The organism is Winogradskyella sp. PE311, assembly GCF_046545555.1.
Taxonomy (GTDB): Bacteria; Bacteroidota; Bacteroidia; order Flavobacteriales; family Flavobacteriaceae; genus Winogradskyella.
The window spans coordinates 117,226-133,062 of the sequence record NZ_JBHZTH010000002.1 but is presented as its reverse complement, the minus strand read 5'-3'; the positions used below and the strand labels follow the sequence as shown (position 1 = coordinate 133,062).

Sequence of the window (15,837 nt, the reverse complement as noted above, 5' to 3'; positions counted from 1 at the left end):
TTCGCGGCAACTTAAGATGGCAAAAAGAACAACAAAAAGGAAAACAACAACCAGAACAAAAGCAAAAGCTAAAACAAAGGATAAATCAAAAAAGCTTTCGTTTAAATTGTCTAATCAGCAAAAACTCATTTTTGGTAGTTTACTCATTATACTTGGTGTGCTCCTCTTTATATCATTTTTGTCTTTTATCTTTACTGGTAGGGAAGATCAAAGTGTGCTTAACACTTTCCCAGAACGGTCAGAAGATTATAAAAACTGGGCAAGTCAATTAGGCGCTTGGGTTAGTGAATTTTTCATTACAAAAGGTTTTGGAATTCCTTCTTTCATTTTTTCAGGATTAATTTTTCTATCGGGAGTTTATGTAACGCTAAACCTTAAAAAAGCTAAACTGAGAAAACATTGGGTTTGGGGAACTTTAATAGTTATTTGGCTCTCCGTTTTATTTGGCTTTTTCACTCATAAATATGATGTCCTTGGTGGTGTAATAGGGTACGAAATGAATCATTTTTTTCAAGACTACATTGGTAAAATAGGAACAATCTTACTATTACTATTTGGCCTTATAGCCTATTTAGCCATTCGCTTTGAAGTAACAGGAGATACGTTTGTTGTACTTTTTAAGAGTGCTAAACGAGACATAAAAGATGATATGCAGTTTGAGTCTGATGATGATTCTTCTGTAATAATAGATAATAGCTTAACAGAAGAAGCGGAAGCTATAAAATCTGCTTTTGAAATCCCGCTTGACAAACCAAAGCCAACTATTAGTAACTATTCTAAGCCCAAACCAAAGACTGACACGCTTAAGATGGTGGTTGAAGAAAAACCCAAAGAAGAGACAATTGAAGAGCCTGAGCTAAAAATTGAAGTTGAAACTTCTAAAGAAGAAAAATCGGAAACAGATAATTTGGCAGATAAACTCGTTGAAGACTTTGGCCAGTTTGACCCTACACTAGAACTGGCAAAATATCAATTTCCTCCACTAGATTTATTGAAGAAATATGATAATGAAGGTATTTCAATAGACCAAGAAGAACTTGAAGAAAATAAAAATAGAATTGTTGAAACCTTAAGTAATTATAAAATTGGCATAAGTAGCATTAAAGCAACTATTGGTCCTACGGTTACACTTTATGAGATTGTACCTGAAGCCGGTATTCGTATTTCTAAAATTAAAAATTTAGAAGATGACATTGCTTTATCACTTGCTGCTCTAGGTATTCGTATTATAGCTCCAATACCAGGAAAAGGAACAATTGGAATAGAAGTTCCGAATAAAAACGCAACAATCGTTTCTATGCGTTCTGTAATTGCTTCTCAAAAGTTTCAGCAATCAAAAATGCAATTACCTATTGCTTTAGGTAAAACAATTAGTAATGAAACTTTGGTTGTAGACTTAGCTAAAATGCCTCATCTACTAATGGCAGGTGCAACGGGACAAGGTAAATCAGTGGGATTAAATGCTGTCTTAACGTCTTTACTTTATAAAAAGCATCCTGCAGAAGTGAAATTTGTTCTTGTTGACCCTAAAAAAGTAGAATTAACGCTGTTCAATAAAATAGAACGTCATTACCTCGCTAAATTACCAGATAGTGAAGACGCTATTATTACGGATAACACAAAGGTTATTAATACCTTAAATTCACTTTGTATTGAGATGGATAACCGCTACGAAATGCTTAAAAATGCATTCTGTAGAAATATTGCTGAATACAATACAAAATTTAAAGCTAGGAAATTAAATCCTAATGATGGTCATGCATTTTTGCCTTACATCGTCTTAGTAGTAGATGAGTTCGCCGATTTAATAATGACTGCTGGTAAAGAAGTAGAAACACCTATCGCTAGGTTAGCACAATTAGCACGTGCCATTGGTATTCATTTAATCATAGCAACTCAGCGTCCATCTGTTAATGTAATTACTGGTATAATTAAAGCCAACTTCCCTGCTCGTATTGCTTTTAGAGTTACTAGTAAAATAGACTCTAGGACAATTTTAGATGGTTCTGGGGCAGATCAATTAATTGGTCGTGGTGATATGTTGTATACTCAAGGTAATGATTTAATCCGTATTCAATGTGCGTTCGTAGATACTCCGGAGGTTGAAAAAATAACCGAATTTATAGGTTCTCAAAAAGCGTATCCTGATGCACATTTATTACCAGAATATGTTGGTGAAGAAGGTGGCACAAATCTTGATATAGATATTTCTGACAGAGATAAATTGTTTAGAGATGCAGCAGAAATAATTGTAACATCGCAACAAGGGTCAGCTTCATTATTACAGAGAAAATTAAAACTAGGTTATAACAGGGCTGGTAGAATTATAGATCAGTTAGAAGCGGCTGGCATAGTTGGAGGATTTGAAGGTAGTAAAGCAAGACAAGTATTGGTGCCAGATTTAGTAGCTTTAGATCAACTTTTAGAAAACGAAAAATAATAACAGTATATATTTATAGAGATGAAAAGAATAATTATAATAGCTTTTTTAGCATTTGGTATGGTAGGTTTTTCTCAAAATGATGCAAAAGCAGAGGCATTATTAGGAGAAGTTAGTAGTAAAATAAAAGCATATAAAAATATAAGTCTAGACTTTAAATACGAACTAAATAATGTTAGTGAAAACATTAACCAAGAAACACGTGGTGATGTGGTTATTGAAGGTGAAAAATACAAACTAAATATTCTTGGTATTACTCGTATTTTCGATGGCAAAACGTTATACACTATAAGTCCTGAAGACGAAGAAGTTACTGTCTCCTCAGAAAACACTGAAGATGAAAGTACTATTACACCAAGCGACATGCTTTCTTTCTATGAAGATGGTTACACCTACAAAATGGATATTATACAGAATGTTAATGGTAGAAAAATTCAATATGTAAAATTGAATCCTATGGATACTAATTCTGAAATAAAACATGTGCTCTTAGGTATAGACGCAACGACAAAGCACATCTATAATCTTATTGAGGTTGGTAAAAATGGAACAAAAACAACACTAACCGTTAATTCTTTTAAAACGGATGAGCCTATTTCAAAAACCTTATTTACATTTGACGAAAGTAAATACAGCGATTATTTTATTAATAAAATTGATTAAGGTTTAATAATTTATCTCTTTGTTGACCCAAAAAAGTAATGTTAATGTGATATTACTTAAGACTATTCAGAAATAATAATAAGTACATGAAAATATTAGATAGGTACATACTTATCACATTTTTAAAGACGTTTTTTAGCGTCTTAATTATATTCATGTTCATTTTTGTACTTCAAGGAGTTTGGCTTTATATATCAGAACTGGCAGGTAAAGATTTAGACATATCTGTTACTGCTAAATTCATTCTGTATTATATGCCAAAGCTAATACCTTTAGTAGTGCCGCTAACTATTCTTTTATCCTCCATAATGGTTTTTGGTAATTTCGCCGAAAACTATGAATTTGCTGCGATGAAATCTACTGGTATTTCACTGCAACGCGCTATGAGAAGTCTAAGTGTTTTTATCGTCGCTTTAGGAATCGCTTGTTTCTTTTTCGCTAATAATGTTATTCCTTGGGGAGAATATAACTTTTACAATTTAAGACGAAATATTGCCAAGGTAAAACCAGCACTTGCTATTGCCGAAGGACAATTTAACGAAATTGGAAATATTAATATAAAGGTTGATAAAAAATCGGGAGATCGTGGGCAGTTTTTGGATGGTGTTATTATACATGATAAAAGTTCGGTAAGAACAGGTAATTATAAAGTGATTGTCTCTGAAAAAGGAGAATTAAAGAGTAGTCCAGATTCTAACGTACTACAACTAGAGCTGATTAATGGTAATTATTATGAGGAAATCATTAATAGAGATACAAGAAAAAACACCAATAAACCTCACGCAAAAAGCTATTTTGATAGTTATATTATAAATGTAGACTTAGAAATTTTGAATTCTGAAGATTTAGACGAAAAAAATTATAAGGGCAGACATAATATGCAGACCACCAATCAACTTCTATATTCAATAGACAGTTTAAAATTTCAGAGAAAGGAAGATTTTAACACACTTTCTAAAACGCTTTTTAATAGAACGACTTACAATACATTAAACTCAAATATTGATATAAAAAAAGACACTTTATTTGAAGGAAATATCTTAGATCTTTTTAGTAATCGAGAAAGATCGCAAATTGTCAATTTGGCAATAAACTCGGCAAATAGTACAAGGCAAATTATTGATTCTAACAAGAAGAATTTAGAAACCAGAGCTATATGGCTCAATAAGCATATAATTGCTTTACAAGACAAATTTGTTTTAGCTTTTGCCTGTATAATCTTATTTTTTGTTGGTGCGCCATTAGGAGCTTTGATTCGCAAAGGTGGTTTAGGACTTCCTATTGTTATTGCGATAGTACTTTTCTTAACCTATCACTTCTTTGGAATTTTTGCTAAGAATAGTGCAGAGAAGGGATCTTTTAGTCCAATTATTGGTTCTTGGCTATCTACAGCTATAATGTTTCCATTAAGTATCTATTTAACCACAAGAGCTACAAATGATAAAGGTGTTTTTCAATTTGATGCTTTAATAGTACCATTGAAGCGATTATTTACTGCAAAAAACAAATTACAGCTCTCTGAAAGTGATACAAAATCCTATAATTATTATAAACAATATTCTATAAAAGAGTTGGTTACAATAATTAAAAAGCAAGATAATTTTGATTTAGATAAGAAGCCTAAAGAAATTGCTTTGCACAATTTATTAAATCGCAATATTTCCTTAGAAGGATTACAAAAAGAAGGGCTAGAAGTTTCGGACACATTAATAAATGGCAAACGACTATTAAAAGATTACAAGGATTATTCTAAAACAAGCTTAGTCAGTTATTGCATCGGAGCCATATTATTGGGACTTCATTTTATTCTAAAGAACAACAAGTTACCAGAAATAGCGGAAGCATCTTTAAACTTATGTTTAGTGGCATTTTTATTCTTTATTATATATGCAATTGTAGACGCTATAGTTTATTCAAAATTTTATAAAAACATAGACCAAATAAACAAGCGTATTAATCCAATTATATTAATTCTTACACTTCCTCTCTACCCATTAAAGTATATTATACTTAGAAGTAAAATAGGTCAGGACTTCTATCAAAGTTGTACGCAAAACATAAAATAAACGTATCTTTGCAGCACAAAACAGCTACAATGACTACAAAAGTTTCGACCACAAAAACACAATTAAATTCTATTGAAGAAGCCATTGAGGATATCCGACAAGGCAAGGTAATCATTGTAGTTGATGATGAGAACCGCGAAAACGAAGGAGATTTTCTAGCAGCAGCAGAAATGGTAACTCCCAAGATGATAAATTTTATGGCAACCCATGGCCGTGGTTTAATTTGTGCACCTCTCACAGAACATCGTTGCGAAGAATTAGAACTTAACATGATGGTACGCAACAACACAGATCCTATGGAAACAGCTTTCACAGTATCTGTAGATTTAAGAGGCAATGGTGTAAGTACAGGTATTTCCGCAAGTGATAGAGCCAAAACAGTACAAGCTCTGGTTAAAAAAGAAACTAAACCTTTTGAGTTAGCAAGACCAGGTCATATATTTCCATTAGTAGCCAAAGAAGGTGGAGTTCTTAGACGAACAGGACATACTGAAGCTGCCATAGATTTTGCTAGACTATCTGGCTTTGAACCAGCTGGTGTAATTGTTGAGATTATGAATGAAGATGGGACAATGGCTCGTTTACCTCAACTTATGCAAGTAGCAAAGCGCTTTGACTTAAAAATAGTTTCGATAGAGGATTTAGTAGCGTATCGTATGGAATACGACTCTTTAATTGAGAAAAAAGAAGACTTTGACATAGAAACGCGTTTTGGTAAATTTAGACTTCGCGCATATTTGCAAACTACAAATAATGAAATACATATAGCTCTCACTAAAGGTAATTGGAAATCTAATGAACCTGTTCTAACGCGTGTAAATTCAACCTTAATAAACAATGATATTTTAGGTACATTAACTAATAATGTAGACAAAAAATTAGACGATATGTTTAATGTAATTAATAAAGATGGGAAAGGTGCTATTATATTTATTAATCAGCAGGCAGAATCTATTAATTTGTTATCTCGATTAGAACTTCTTAAAGAAAGTCAAGTTCCAAATAAATTAGTTAAAGCCCCAAGGATAAGTATGGATTCTAAAGATTTTGGTATTGGCGCTCAAATTCTTCATGATTTAAAAATCAGTAAACTCAAGCTAATTTCAAATAATTTGCAGACCAAACGTGTCGGTATGATTGGTTATGGATTAGAAATTGCTGAATATGTAAATTATTAATTAACCAGTATTCGTTTAATTACTGATTTACCTTCAGCTTTAATTTTTAAGATATATAACCCAGAATTTAAGTGAGATACATCTATGTTTTTTAAACTAAAATTTCGATTTAATACAGGTTGACCTAATGTATTGTATATGGATAATCCGTCAATTTTAGCATCTGTTTTTATAGTTAAAACTTTAGAAACTGGATTTGGATAAACCTGAATTTTTTCTGCAAATAAATCACCAACGCTTAGCACATTGTTCTGATAAACTCTAACATAATCAATAACCATAGAACTTTGAGTAAAGCTAGGATCTATTGCACCAGAAACTCCTCCCATAGCTATATTTAGTAAGAGATACTGATCTGCATAAAATGGCCATGTTGAGTCATCCTTAACAGCAGGATTATATGTATAAAAACCAACACCATCAATTAAAAAAGTAATTTGATTTGGTGACCAGTTAACTGAATATACATGAAATTCATTTGCAACATCGTTTAGCACAAATGACTGAAAATTCATGGTATTTCCAAAACAACCAGCACAAGGAGTATGTAAAGCACTACTCACATGATTGGTTGCTCCAAGACCATGCTCCATTATATCTATTTCACCACAACCAGGCCAACCTGTATTACCAAAACCCTGGTTATCCCAATAGCCACCATCTTCATTTATATTTTTGCCTAAAGTCCAAATTGCAGGCCATGTTCCGTCACCAAAGGGTAACTTAGCTCTTACATCTACTCTACCATAGGTAAAAGCGAACTTAGAATTTAGTCGCGCAGAAGTGTATTGCTTTGTTTCTCCTTGGTCTGTAAAGGATTCTTTAATAGCAACAATATTTAAAAATCCATTATCCACAAAAGAATTTTCGATACGGTTTGTATAATGCTGTTCTTCACCATTAAACCAATTTCCTCCAGAAGGTAATTGTGTTTGATGAAACCATTTGTTAGAGTCAATAGCACCGTTTACATCAAAATCATCTTCCCAAACTAAATCTGTATATATTACATCTAAGGCATTTGGATCAACAGCTTCAGACCCATCGTTAATATTATCAATTAGATAAGTGCCAGAAGAGTTAACTCCTCCATCTATAAAAATTGTTAATCGAGAATAAGAACCATTTGCATTAGTGTTACTCGATGTACCACTTATGGTTGCATTAGCGAAATCAAAAGTTATTTCGTTAGACCAACCAGTACCAGAATTATTTTGTACCACCTCGACATCGACTTCTGTTCCGTTCTCTAATTTCACCATGATTGTATGAGCATTAGGGTCAAACTGATAAAAAGATAGTGTAATAACTTGCTCTATTGCTAAATTTATTGGCTCAGCTAAATCTAAATAGAAACCCTGCCATGGCATGCTTCCATTATTAAAAAACTGCCCTACATCATCCGCTCCATCCTCAGGATTAGTATTAAAGGAAAACCCACTTCCATCAAATCCTGAAAAGTTATGCGAACTACTAGAAAAATCTAAAGGTGTTTGTTGCGAAAACAAAAAACTAATAGATAGAGATAAACTTAAGGTAACAATGTATTTGAGGCGCATAAATGTATTTTTAATAAATTTAGACATATTTATTTTAGAAAAAATATTTTGAACCTATACATAGACTATACAGACTTCAATACGATTTTTATTTACAAATTTCTGAGATACAATCAGCCATAATTCTAGCTCTTTTTAACACTTCTTCCTCGGTCCAAGACAATTTTATTAGACAAGATATATTACGAGAAATGTAAGCGTCTGACTGCTCAAAGGATTTAGTTTGAAGATATTCTAAACCGTCCTTAACTTCTTTAGAAACAGGGAATAGTGATTTTAAATCTTTTAGATGATCCCATTTTCTAATATAGTGCCAATTGTTTTGGTAATAGTTCCAACAAACATCAATACCACTTTCTTTAAATGCTACTGAAACTTTTTGTGCAGTATCAGCATCTGGTAAAAAGAAATTAAGAAATGAATAACTCTCTTCACCACCTTCTGGTACAGTTCTAAAAGTTACTTCTGGTATTTTAGCTAACTCATCTCTAATTATAGAATAGTTTTTCTTTTGTATCGCTATAAATTCTGGCAATCGTTTTACTTGAGCTAGACCAACGGCAGCATGTAACTCTGAAATTCTAAAATTATAACCTAAAAACGGATGTGTTTCTGCACCTCTATCGCTACCTATATGATCGTGGCCATGATCACTATAATGATCTGCATTTGTATAGAAATCTTTGTTATTGGTAACTACTGCTCCACCTTCACCACAAGTTATAGTTTTTACAAAATCGAAAGAAAAACAACCAACATCAGCAATACTGCCGAGCGGTTGACCTTTGTAACTACCTCCAATAGCTTGGCAAGCATCTTCAACAAAAATTAAGCTATGAAAGTCACAGACTTTTCGTAAAGCATCCATATCTCCCATACTTCCACACATTTGCACGACCATAACCGCTTTAGTCTTGGAAGTAATTGCAGCTTCAACCGCCTTAGGGTCTAATGTAAGCGTATCATCAATATCCACCAAAATAGGTATAGCACCCAACATCATAATAGCCTCAAAACTTGCTACAAAAGTGAAAGTTGGCATAATAACTTCATCACCAGCACCAACACCAGCTGAAGCTAAGGCTACAGAAACTGCAGCTGTTCCGCTAGAAACTAATTGTACGTGATTAGAATCAAATGTCTTTTCTAATTCAGCTTCAAGTTCTTTTGCTTTCCAATGGCCTTTTCGCATGCCATCAAAACCGTAGCGCATCAATACTCCGTTATCTAAAACATCATTAACTTGGTTACGTTCTAAATCACTAAATAATTCGAATCCTGGCATAAAATTTATTACTTAAATTATTCTAAAATTATATATTTTATAATTCTATTACTATTTCTGATAATGGTTTTCTTACTTTTTTAAGTTCAGCAAACATATCGTCCTCTGCCCTATAACCCACTGGTAAAAGTAAAACGGAGCTTAAATTTAAATCGTCTAATCCCAAAGTTTTATCAAATTCTTTTGGTAAAAAGCCTTCCATAGGACAACTATCTATGTCTTCAATTGCGCAAACGGTCATTAAATTTCCTAAAGCTATGTAAGCCTGTTTTGTAGCCCAAACTATTTTTTTATCGGCAGACATTTGTGCTATTGTAGCTGATAGTTGTTTTTTAAAGGGTTCTAAAATAGAATCAGGCGTATTTCTTACCCTTTTTATAGTATCAAAATGCTGTTCTACATCATTTGTATCAATACTATTCTGAATACAAAGTACCAATAGATGCGACGCATCTGCAACTTGCCTTTGTCCGTAAGCTAACTTCACTAAATCTTCTCTTTTAGATTTATCTTCAACAATTACCATTTTTAAAGTCTGTAACCCATAGGATAAAGCAGTTAAGTTAAAAGCCTCCTTTAAAATTAATATTTTTTTTGTAGTAAGTGTTTTGTTAGTGTCAAATTTCTTGGTCGCATAACGCCAATTTAATTTCTCAATTATCATTAATCCTTTTTTTACAAAAATAATGAATAAAGACATGGCGTTATTATAAATGAATTTAAAGATGCTTAATTTTAGAAAATATTTTACTTAAAAGTTCTACCATGAATATTGCTATAATAATTCTCGCTGCAGGAAGTTCTTCCAGAATGAAAGAACCAAAGCAATTATTAACTATTAGAAAAAAAACACTTTTAGGAATTGCAATTGAAAATGCATTAAACTCAAAATGCTCAAAAGTTTTTTGTGTTTTAGGGGCTAATGCCGAACTTATAAAGAATTCTATAAATAATTATGAGATAGAAACCATTGTTAACACTGAGTATAATAAAGGCCTAAGTTCAAGTATTATTAAAGGAATTGAACATATTAAACCAAAACTATTTGATGCAGCAATAATTATGCTTGCCGATCAACCGAACCTTCATAGCGACTACCTAGATAAACTAATAAAAATATTTAAGGCTAATCAAGAAAAGATTATTGCTTCAAATTATAGTGGCATCAATGGTGTTCCCGCAATATTTCCAAAGAGAACATTTCAACAACTTCTTAAACTTAATGGAGATAAGGGAGCTAAAGAGTTTTTAAATTCGGGTTTAATAATTGTGAAAAGTATTCAATCAAAAGATGAACTTATCGACATTGATACAAAACACGATTACAATAAATATTTAGAAAAAAATACGAATTAGATTTTAATACCTGTTGATTATTAAATACTTATATCTCTATAATTCCTGTAAATATTTTATAACTTTAGCTTAATAAAGAAACAGTATGGCAAGTTATAGTTTAAAAATAAACGGAAAAGTTAAAGAGGTCATTGCAGATGATGACACTCCATTACTTTGGGTTCTAAGGGATGAATTAAATTTAGTTGGCACTAAATATGGCTGTGGTATTGGGCAATGCGGGGCATGCACAGTACATGTTGATGGTGTGGCATTACGAAGTTGTTCAGTTACCGCTTTTAGTTTAAAAGATGCTGAAATTACAACTATTGAGGGCTTAGCCGATGAAAAATTAAACCCTGTTCAAGAAGCTTGGAAAGAGCTCGATGTACCTCAATGTGGATACTGCCAAGCTGGACAAATTATGACAGCAACATCATTTTTAAAACAGAATCCAACCCCAAGTAAGAACGATATAAGAAATGCCATGCATGGCAATATTTGTAGATGTGCTAGCTATAATAGAATAGAAAAAGCGGTTGCTTTAGCTGCCAAAAAAATGTCTTAAAAAGCGTATAATGGAAAATCAAAAAAAAATAACGTTTAGCAGACGTAACTTCATAAGAACTTCAGCACTTGCAAGTGGTGGCTTATTAATTGGGTTTAATTTTTTTAACTCTTGTAAAGAAGCAGTTGCACCACCCGTAGATATTTCAAAACTCAACTTTAATGATTTTAATGCATTTATTAAAATATCAGATGATGGATATGTTACAATCTTTTCTCCTAATCCTGAAATTGGTCAAGGAGTAAAAACATCCATGCCAATGTTAATTGCAGAAGAGCTTGATGTGCCATGGAAGCATGTTACGGTTTCTCAAGGAGTTCTCGACACAAATAACTATACGAGACAAGTTGCCGGAGGTAGTCAATCTATACGCTTTGGTTGGGAAGCACTAAGGCAAACGGGAGCAACAGCAAAACAAATGTTAGTTAATGCAGCAGCCATAAAATGGGGTGTTGATGCTTCTTCTTGTTCTGCATCAGATGGAATTATTACTAATACTAATGGAGATAAGTTAGGATATGGAGCTGTTGTAAATGAAGCAGCTTTATTAGAAGTACCAAAAGATGTGAGCCTTAAATCCCCTAAGGATTTTAAAATTATTGGAAAAAATGCGATAAACGTTGATATCGATAATATCATAACTGGTAAACCCCTATTTGGTTTAGATTACACTGCAAAAGGCATGAAGTATGTTTCTGTTGCGCGTCCACAAGCATTTGGACAGAAAATAAGTTCTTTTGATGCCGCGGAAACAAAAACAATAAATGGTGTTACAGACGTGATTCAATTCGGTGATAAAATTGCTGTTTTAGCCTCAAATACATGGGCCGCAATGAAAGGCAAAAAAGCTTTAAGTATAAATTGGACAAATGATGATTCATTAGAAAGCACTTCAGATCATGATAAAGAGTTAAATCAGATACTTAATGGTAAAAACTTAGATATAAGACGAGAGGATGGAGATGTTAAAAAAGCATTCGCACGAGCTGAAAAAATTATTGAACGTACTTACGAGTCCCCATTTTTGCCACACAATTGTATGGAACCCATGAACTTCTATGCTAACGTGTCTGATGACAAAGTACATTTAGTAGGACCAATACAAACACCTGCTGGTACAGCAAGACGAATAGCTAGCTTAATTGATAGAGAACCAGAGGATATTCATTTAGAAATGACAAGAATGGGAGGAGGATTCGGTAGACGTCTATATGGAGATTTCGCTTTAGAAGCAGCAGAAATATCTAACATAACCAAAAAGCCTGTTAAAGTCATTTTTTCTAGAGAAGATGACATGGCAGCAGGTATTTATAGGCCTGCTATTAAATATAGAATTAAAGCATCTATAAAAGCCGGAAAAGTGACTGGCTATCATTTAAAGGAAGCGGCTATTAACTCTAATATGTACGGCCTAATCCCAAATTTCTTTCCAGCTGGTGCTATTCCAAATTATAAAGTTGAAACAGGAAATTATAATAGTAATATTACAACAGGGGCTTGGCGCGCTCCATACACTAACTTCTTGGCTTACGCAGAGCAAAGTTTCTTTGATGAACTTGCGGATGAATTAAATATCGACCCAGTTCAATTACGGTTAGATCTATTAAATAATGTCGAAGACGGTAAAGACCCTAGTATTGAGTATTCTGCAAAAAGAATGAAAGACACCATTAATCTTGTTGTAGAAAAAAGTAATTGGGGTAAAAGTAAAACGGGCAATTATCAAGGTTTTGCAGCATATTATAGTCACAATACACATGTAGCTGAGGTTGTTGATATTACAATTAAAAATGGAATACCTTTAATAGAAAAGGTAACTGTAGCAGTAGATTGTGGAATTGTAGTTAATCCTACTGGCGCAAAAAACCAAATAGAAGGCGGTGTAATTGATGGAATTGGACATGCAATGTATGGAGACTTTTCATTCGAAAAAGGCAAACCAAATGATATAAACTTTAATACGTATCGACTAATTAGAATGAAAGAAACACCAATAGTTGAAACTTATTTTGTCGAAAATGAATTGTCGCCAACTGGACTAGGCGAACCTGGTTTGCCACCCGCAGGTGGAGCTTTAGCAAACGCTATAAAAGCTGCAACTGGTCAAATTATATCCAAACAACCTTTTATTAAAGAATTAAACAAACGAAAAACAGATTTGTCTGCATAATTAAACTAAAAAAGGCTCTATCAATTAGATAAAGCCTTTTAGCGGAGAAAGAGGGATTCGAACCCCCGGAGGTGTGACCCTCGCCAGTTTTCAAGACTGGTGCATTCGACCACTCTGCCATTTCTCCATTAGCGGGTGCAAATATAAAATCCTTTTTGATGTAGACAAAGGTTTTCTAATAGTTTTTTAAAAACAAAATTAGCAACATTTAATTACGTATTGTATTTTCGGCACAATATCTGTTATTTATAACGTTATTATCACAAATCAATCTTTATGAGATATTATATTTTTCTTTTTATCACTGCTATTACCTTTAACTGTTTTTCCCAAAATAAAACCATTACTGCTGGTGAGAAACTTATTTTCACTGCATCATATAACATGTCTGGTTTACTAACGAATATTGCTCAGGTAAAAATGGAAACCTCTGAAGTAAAAACTTCAAAAAGCACTTTACTTAGATTAAAATGTACGGCAACAACGTACAAGAAATGGGATAATTTTTTTAAAATCAGAGATATCTACGAGAGTTATGTGAATCCAAAAACATTAACCCCTTATCTATATAAAAGAGATATTAGTGAAGGAGGTTATTATAAGTTTATGCAATATAAATACAATCACAAATCTAAACTTGTTAAAAGTATAAAGCGTAAAAAAAATAAAGAAGGTGGAACTTGGGATGAAAATAAGTCATTAAAGATTGGTGCAACAACTAAAGACTTAGTTAGCACTTTATATCATATTAGAAATTTAGATATTCATAAAGCAAGTCCAGGAGACCAACAAAATTTCACAGTATTATTCGATAATACAGAAACAGTTATAAGCATAAAATATATTAAAAGAGAAACTATTTCAACTAAGATTGGTAAAAAAGAATGCTATAAATTAGCAATATCTATGAATGGAAATAATATTTTAAGAGGTGAAAATAATAATCTACTTTGGTTAACCGCAGATGCTAATAAAGTACCTGTATATGCAAAATTTAAAATACCTGTAGGTAATGGTGAACTAAAAATTCAATCTGCAACAGGATTAAAAAATTAACATATGAAAAAACTATTTATAATATTAGGTTTCATTTCTGCAATACTTGCTGTAATTCTATCTGTAACTCCATTATCTAATTTGGCTGTTGCTCCTATAATTATTGCTTTTATATGTGGACTACTTATTTTATTTCTATCTAAAAAGCAAAAAGTAAAAACAAAAACGATCCAATACATATTTTTATTGGTTATTATATCTTTAACACTAACAATCTATAAAGGGATTTTCTCATCTAAAGAACTAGGAGATACAGAACTATTAGAACAAAGGGATGAAGAAAACCTAGAAGATTCAAAAGAAATACTAGAGGGCATAGAAATAGATGAAGATTTCTAAAATTCTCTATTGATGTAAGAAAATATGTCACTCATTTAACTTATTTTTACGCAAATACATTAGTTACATGAAGTTTTTTGTCGCGTCTGCACTCATTCTTGTCGGTTCTTGTTCTACACTAAGACATAGCGAAAAAATTGACAACCTTAAAGAAGGTATTTCTTATGATGACACAAAAATTGTAGAACAATATTTAAATACGATTATTGTTGATGAGCTTAGATTGCATGTAGAAGAAGTGGCATCCGAAAAGTATTTTGGCAGAAAAACTGGTGAAGAAGGTCATAATCAAATCTGCAATTACATTAGAGATTTTTATAAATCCCATGATATCAAAGCACCATTAACCCATCCTAATTACTATCAAAAAGTTCCAAAAAATGCTTTACCAAATGATTTAAATGAGTCTCAAAACATAATTGCTTATATAGAGGGCTCAGAATTTCCTGATGAGTATATTTATATTTCTGCTCATTCTGATCACGAAGGAGTTATTAATGGACAAATATATCCTGGCGCTGATGACAACGGCTCTGGCACCGCAGCCGTATTAGAAATGGCTGAGGCTTTTAAAAAAGCAGTATTAGATGGGTATAGACCAAAACGAAGTATCGTTTTTCTACATGTGACAGCCGAGGAAGTTGGGCTACATGGTTCTCGCTATTACACAGAAAATCCAATTTTTCCAATTGAAAATACAATTACAGCTTTAAACATTGATATGATAGGTCGTGTTGATGATAGACATGTAGAGAATGAAAACTACATCTATGTTATTGGTGCTGATCGCATTAGTACAGAATTACATTTTATAGTACAAGAAGCCAATGAAAATTTTAATGATAAACTGCAATTAGATTATAAATACAATGATATTTCTGATCATAACAGGTATTATTACAGATCTGATCATTATAATTTTGCGGTAAAAGGAGTGCCTGTGATTTTTTTCTTTAACGGCGAACATGCAGACTACACTCAACCAACAGATACACCTGATAAAATTAATTACGAATTATTGGCAAAGCGAACAAAATTAATTTTTTCAACGGCGTGGTATCTAGCAAATTCAAATAAGCGTTTAAATCCAGAAATTATCTAGTGTTAAAGTTTGTTAAAAGAAATTTAGCTTAAACCACTTCCCTATTCCATTTTCGTAAATTTATCATCTGTCTAAA

General features: G+C 32.5%; 13 protein-coding genes and 1 tRNA gene. 10 read left to right on the top strand and 4 right to left on the bottom strand.

Features of this window, described 5'->3' with window-relative positions; translation table 11 throughout:
• Positions 1-16: 16 nt before the first annotated feature.
• From ACFWU4_RS10200 to ribB, 4 genes are all read left to right on the top strand, one after another.
• Positions 17-2,440 carry a DNA translocase FtsK gene (locus tag ACFWU4_RS10200; protein WP_411127481.1) on the top strand — a complete coding sequence of 808 codons (2,424 nt, stop codon included), beginning with the start codon at positions 17-19 and terminating at the stop codon, positions 2,438-2,440.
• Between the two features lie 21 nt (positions 2,441-2,461).
• Positions 2,462-3,103 carry a LolA family protein gene (locus ACFWU4_RS10195; RefSeq protein ID WP_411127479.1) on the top strand — a complete coding sequence of 214 codons (642 nt, stop codon included), beginning with the start codon at positions 2,462-2,464 and terminating at the stop codon, positions 3,101-3,103.
• Positions 3,104-3,189: 86 nt separating this feature from the next.
• The gene (locus ACFWU4_RS10190; protein ID WP_411127477.1) at positions 3,190-5,169 is read left to right on the top strand and encodes an LptF/LptG family permease; all 1,980 of its coding nucleotides are present in this window, start codon (positions 3,190-3,192) and stop codon (positions 5,167-5,169) included.
• 29 nt (positions 5,170-5,198) lie between these two features.
• Positions 5,199-6,347 (top strand): 3,4-dihydroxy-2-butanone-4-phosphate synthase, encoded by a 1,149-nt coding sequence (gene ribB / locus ACFWU4_RS10185; RefSeq protein WP_411127475.1) that lies wholly within the window; start codon positions 5,199-5,201, stop codon positions 6,345-6,347.
• On the opposite strand, the gene ACFWU4_RS10180 is transcribed toward ribB, so the two are convergent.
• The 3 genes from ACFWU4_RS10180 to ACFWU4_RS10170 all read right to left on the bottom strand — a co-directional run bounded on the left by ACFWU4_RS10180 (position 6,344) and on the right by ACFWU4_RS10170 (position 9,855).
• Positions 6,344-7,933, bottom strand: coding sequence for a family 16 glycosylhydrolase (locus ACFWU4_RS10180; RefSeq protein WP_411127473.1), 1,590 nt, complete (start codon positions 7,931-7,933; stop codon positions 6,344-6,346). The genes ribB and ACFWU4_RS10180 overlap by 4 nt on opposite strands.
• Positions 7,934-7,994: 61 nt before the next feature.
• A complete protein-coding gene (locus ACFWU4_RS10175) occupies positions 7,995-9,191 on the bottom strand; it encodes a DegT/DnrJ/EryC1/StrS family aminotransferase (RefSeq protein ID WP_411127471.1) in 1,197 nt (398 codons plus the stop codon).
• Between the two features lie 37 nt (positions 9,192-9,228).
• Positions 9,229-9,855 (bottom strand): NAD(P)H-dependent oxidoreductase, encoded by a 627-nt coding sequence (locus ACFWU4_RS10170; RefSeq protein WP_411127469.1) that lies wholly within the window; start codon positions 9,853-9,855, stop codon positions 9,229-9,231.
• A gap of 101 nt (positions 9,856-9,956) precedes the next feature.
• On the opposite strand from ACFWU4_RS10170, the gene ACFWU4_RS10165 reads away from it, so the two are divergent.
• From ACFWU4_RS10165 to ACFWU4_RS10155, 3 genes are all read left to right on the top strand, one after another.
• On the top strand, positions 9,957-10,547 hold the full coding sequence (locus ACFWU4_RS10165; protein WP_411127467.1) for an NTP transferase domain-containing protein: 591 nt from the start codon (positions 9,957-9,959) through the stop codon (positions 10,545-10,547).
• An 85-nt stretch (positions 10,548-10,632) separates the two neighbouring features.
• Complete coding sequence (locus ACFWU4_RS10160; RefSeq protein WP_411127465.1) at positions 10,633-11,094, top strand: (2Fe-2S)-binding protein; 462 nt, start codon at positions 10,633-10,635, stop codon at positions 11,092-11,094.
• Between the two features lie 10 nt (positions 11,095-11,104).
• On the top strand, positions 11,105-13,264 hold the full coding sequence (locus ACFWU4_RS10155; RefSeq protein WP_411127463.1) for a molybdopterin cofactor-binding domain-containing protein: 2,160 nt from the start codon (positions 11,105-11,107) through the stop codon (positions 13,262-13,264).
• Between the two features lie 42 nt (positions 13,265-13,306).
• Here the strand turns inward: ACFWU4_RS10155 and ACFWU4_RS10150 are convergent.
• Positions 13,307-13,391: transfer RNA gene (locus ACFWU4_RS10150), tRNA-Ser, on the bottom strand.
• 149 nt (positions 13,392-13,540) lie between these two features.
• Between ACFWU4_RS10150 and ACFWU4_RS10145 the strand changes: the two genes are divergently transcribed.
• The 3 genes from ACFWU4_RS10145 (at position 13,541) to ACFWU4_RS10135 (ending at position 15,761) form a co-directional block, all read left to right on the top strand.
• Positions 13,541-14,320, top strand: a complete 780-nt coding sequence (locus ACFWU4_RS10145) for a DUF3108 domain-containing protein (protein WP_411127461.1) — start codon at positions 13,541-13,543, stop codon at positions 14,318-14,320.
• Between the two features lie 3 nt (positions 14,321-14,323).
• The gene (locus ACFWU4_RS10140; protein WP_411127459.1) at positions 14,324-14,659 is read left to right on the top strand and encodes an FUSC family protein; all 336 of its coding nucleotides are present in this window, start codon (positions 14,324-14,326) and stop codon (positions 14,657-14,659) included.
• Between the two features lie 67 nt (positions 14,660-14,726).
• Positions 14,727-15,761: a M28 family metallopeptidase gene (locus ACFWU4_RS10135; protein WP_411127457.1), complete on the top strand. Its 1,035-nt coding sequence runs from the start codon at positions 14,727-14,729 to the stop codon at positions 15,759-15,761.
• The last annotated feature ends 76 nt before the right edge of the window (positions 15,762-15,837 follow it).

What these genes read in the sequence shown, in the direction of transcription:
- ACFWU4_RS10190 (WP_411127477.1), top strand. Translation starts at nt 3,190, where the DNA reads ATGAAAATATTAGATAGGTACATACTTATCACATTTTTAAAGACGTTT.
- ACFWU4_RS10155 (WP_411127463.1), top strand. Translation starts at nt 11,105, where the DNA reads ATGGAAAATCAAAAAAAAATAACGTTTAGCAGACGTAACTTCATAAGA.
- ACFWU4_RS10170 (WP_411127469.1), bottom strand. Translation starts at nt 9,855, where the DNA reads ATGATAATTGAGAAATTAAATTGGCGTTATGCGACCAAGAAATTTGAC.
- ACFWU4_RS10175 (WP_411127471.1), bottom strand. Translation starts at nt 9,191, where the DNA reads ATGCCAGGATTCGAATTATTTAGTGATTTAGAACGTAACCAAGTTAAT.
- ACFWU4_RS10135 (WP_411127457.1), top strand. Translation starts at nt 14,727, where the DNA reads ATGAAGTTTTTTGTCGCGTCTGCACTCATTCTTGTCGGTTCTTGTTCT.
- ACFWU4_RS10160 (WP_411127465.1), top strand. Translation starts at nt 10,633, where the DNA reads ATGGCAAGTTATAGTTTAAAAATAAACGGAAAAGTTAAAGAGGTCATT.
- ACFWU4_RS10140 (WP_411127459.1), top strand. Translation starts at nt 14,324, where the DNA reads ATGAAAAAACTATTTATAATATTAGGTTTCATTTCTGCAATACTTGCT.
- ACFWU4_RS10180 (WP_411127473.1), bottom strand. Translation starts at nt 7,933, where the DNA reads ATGTCTAAATTTATTAAAAATACATTTATGCGCCTCAAATACATTGTT.
- ACFWU4_RS10145 (WP_411127461.1), top strand. Translation starts at nt 13,541, where the DNA reads ATGAGATATTATATTTTTCTTTTTATCACTGCTATTACCTTTAACTGT.
- ACFWU4_RS10195 (WP_411127479.1), top strand. Translation starts at nt 2,462, where the DNA reads ATGAAAAGAATAATTATAATAGCTTTTTTAGCATTTGGTATGGTAGGT.
- ACFWU4_RS10165 (WP_411127467.1), top strand. Translation starts at nt 9,957, where the DNA reads ATGAATATTGCTATAATAATTCTCGCTGCAGGAAGTTCTTCCAGAATG.
- ribB (WP_411127475.1), top strand. Translation starts at nt 5,199, where the DNA reads ATGACTACAAAAGTTTCGACCACAAAAACACAATTAAATTCTATTGAA.
- ACFWU4_RS10200 (WP_411127481.1), top strand. Translation starts at nt 17, where the DNA reads ATGGCAAAAAGAACAACAAAAAGGAAAACAACAACCAGAACAAAAGCA.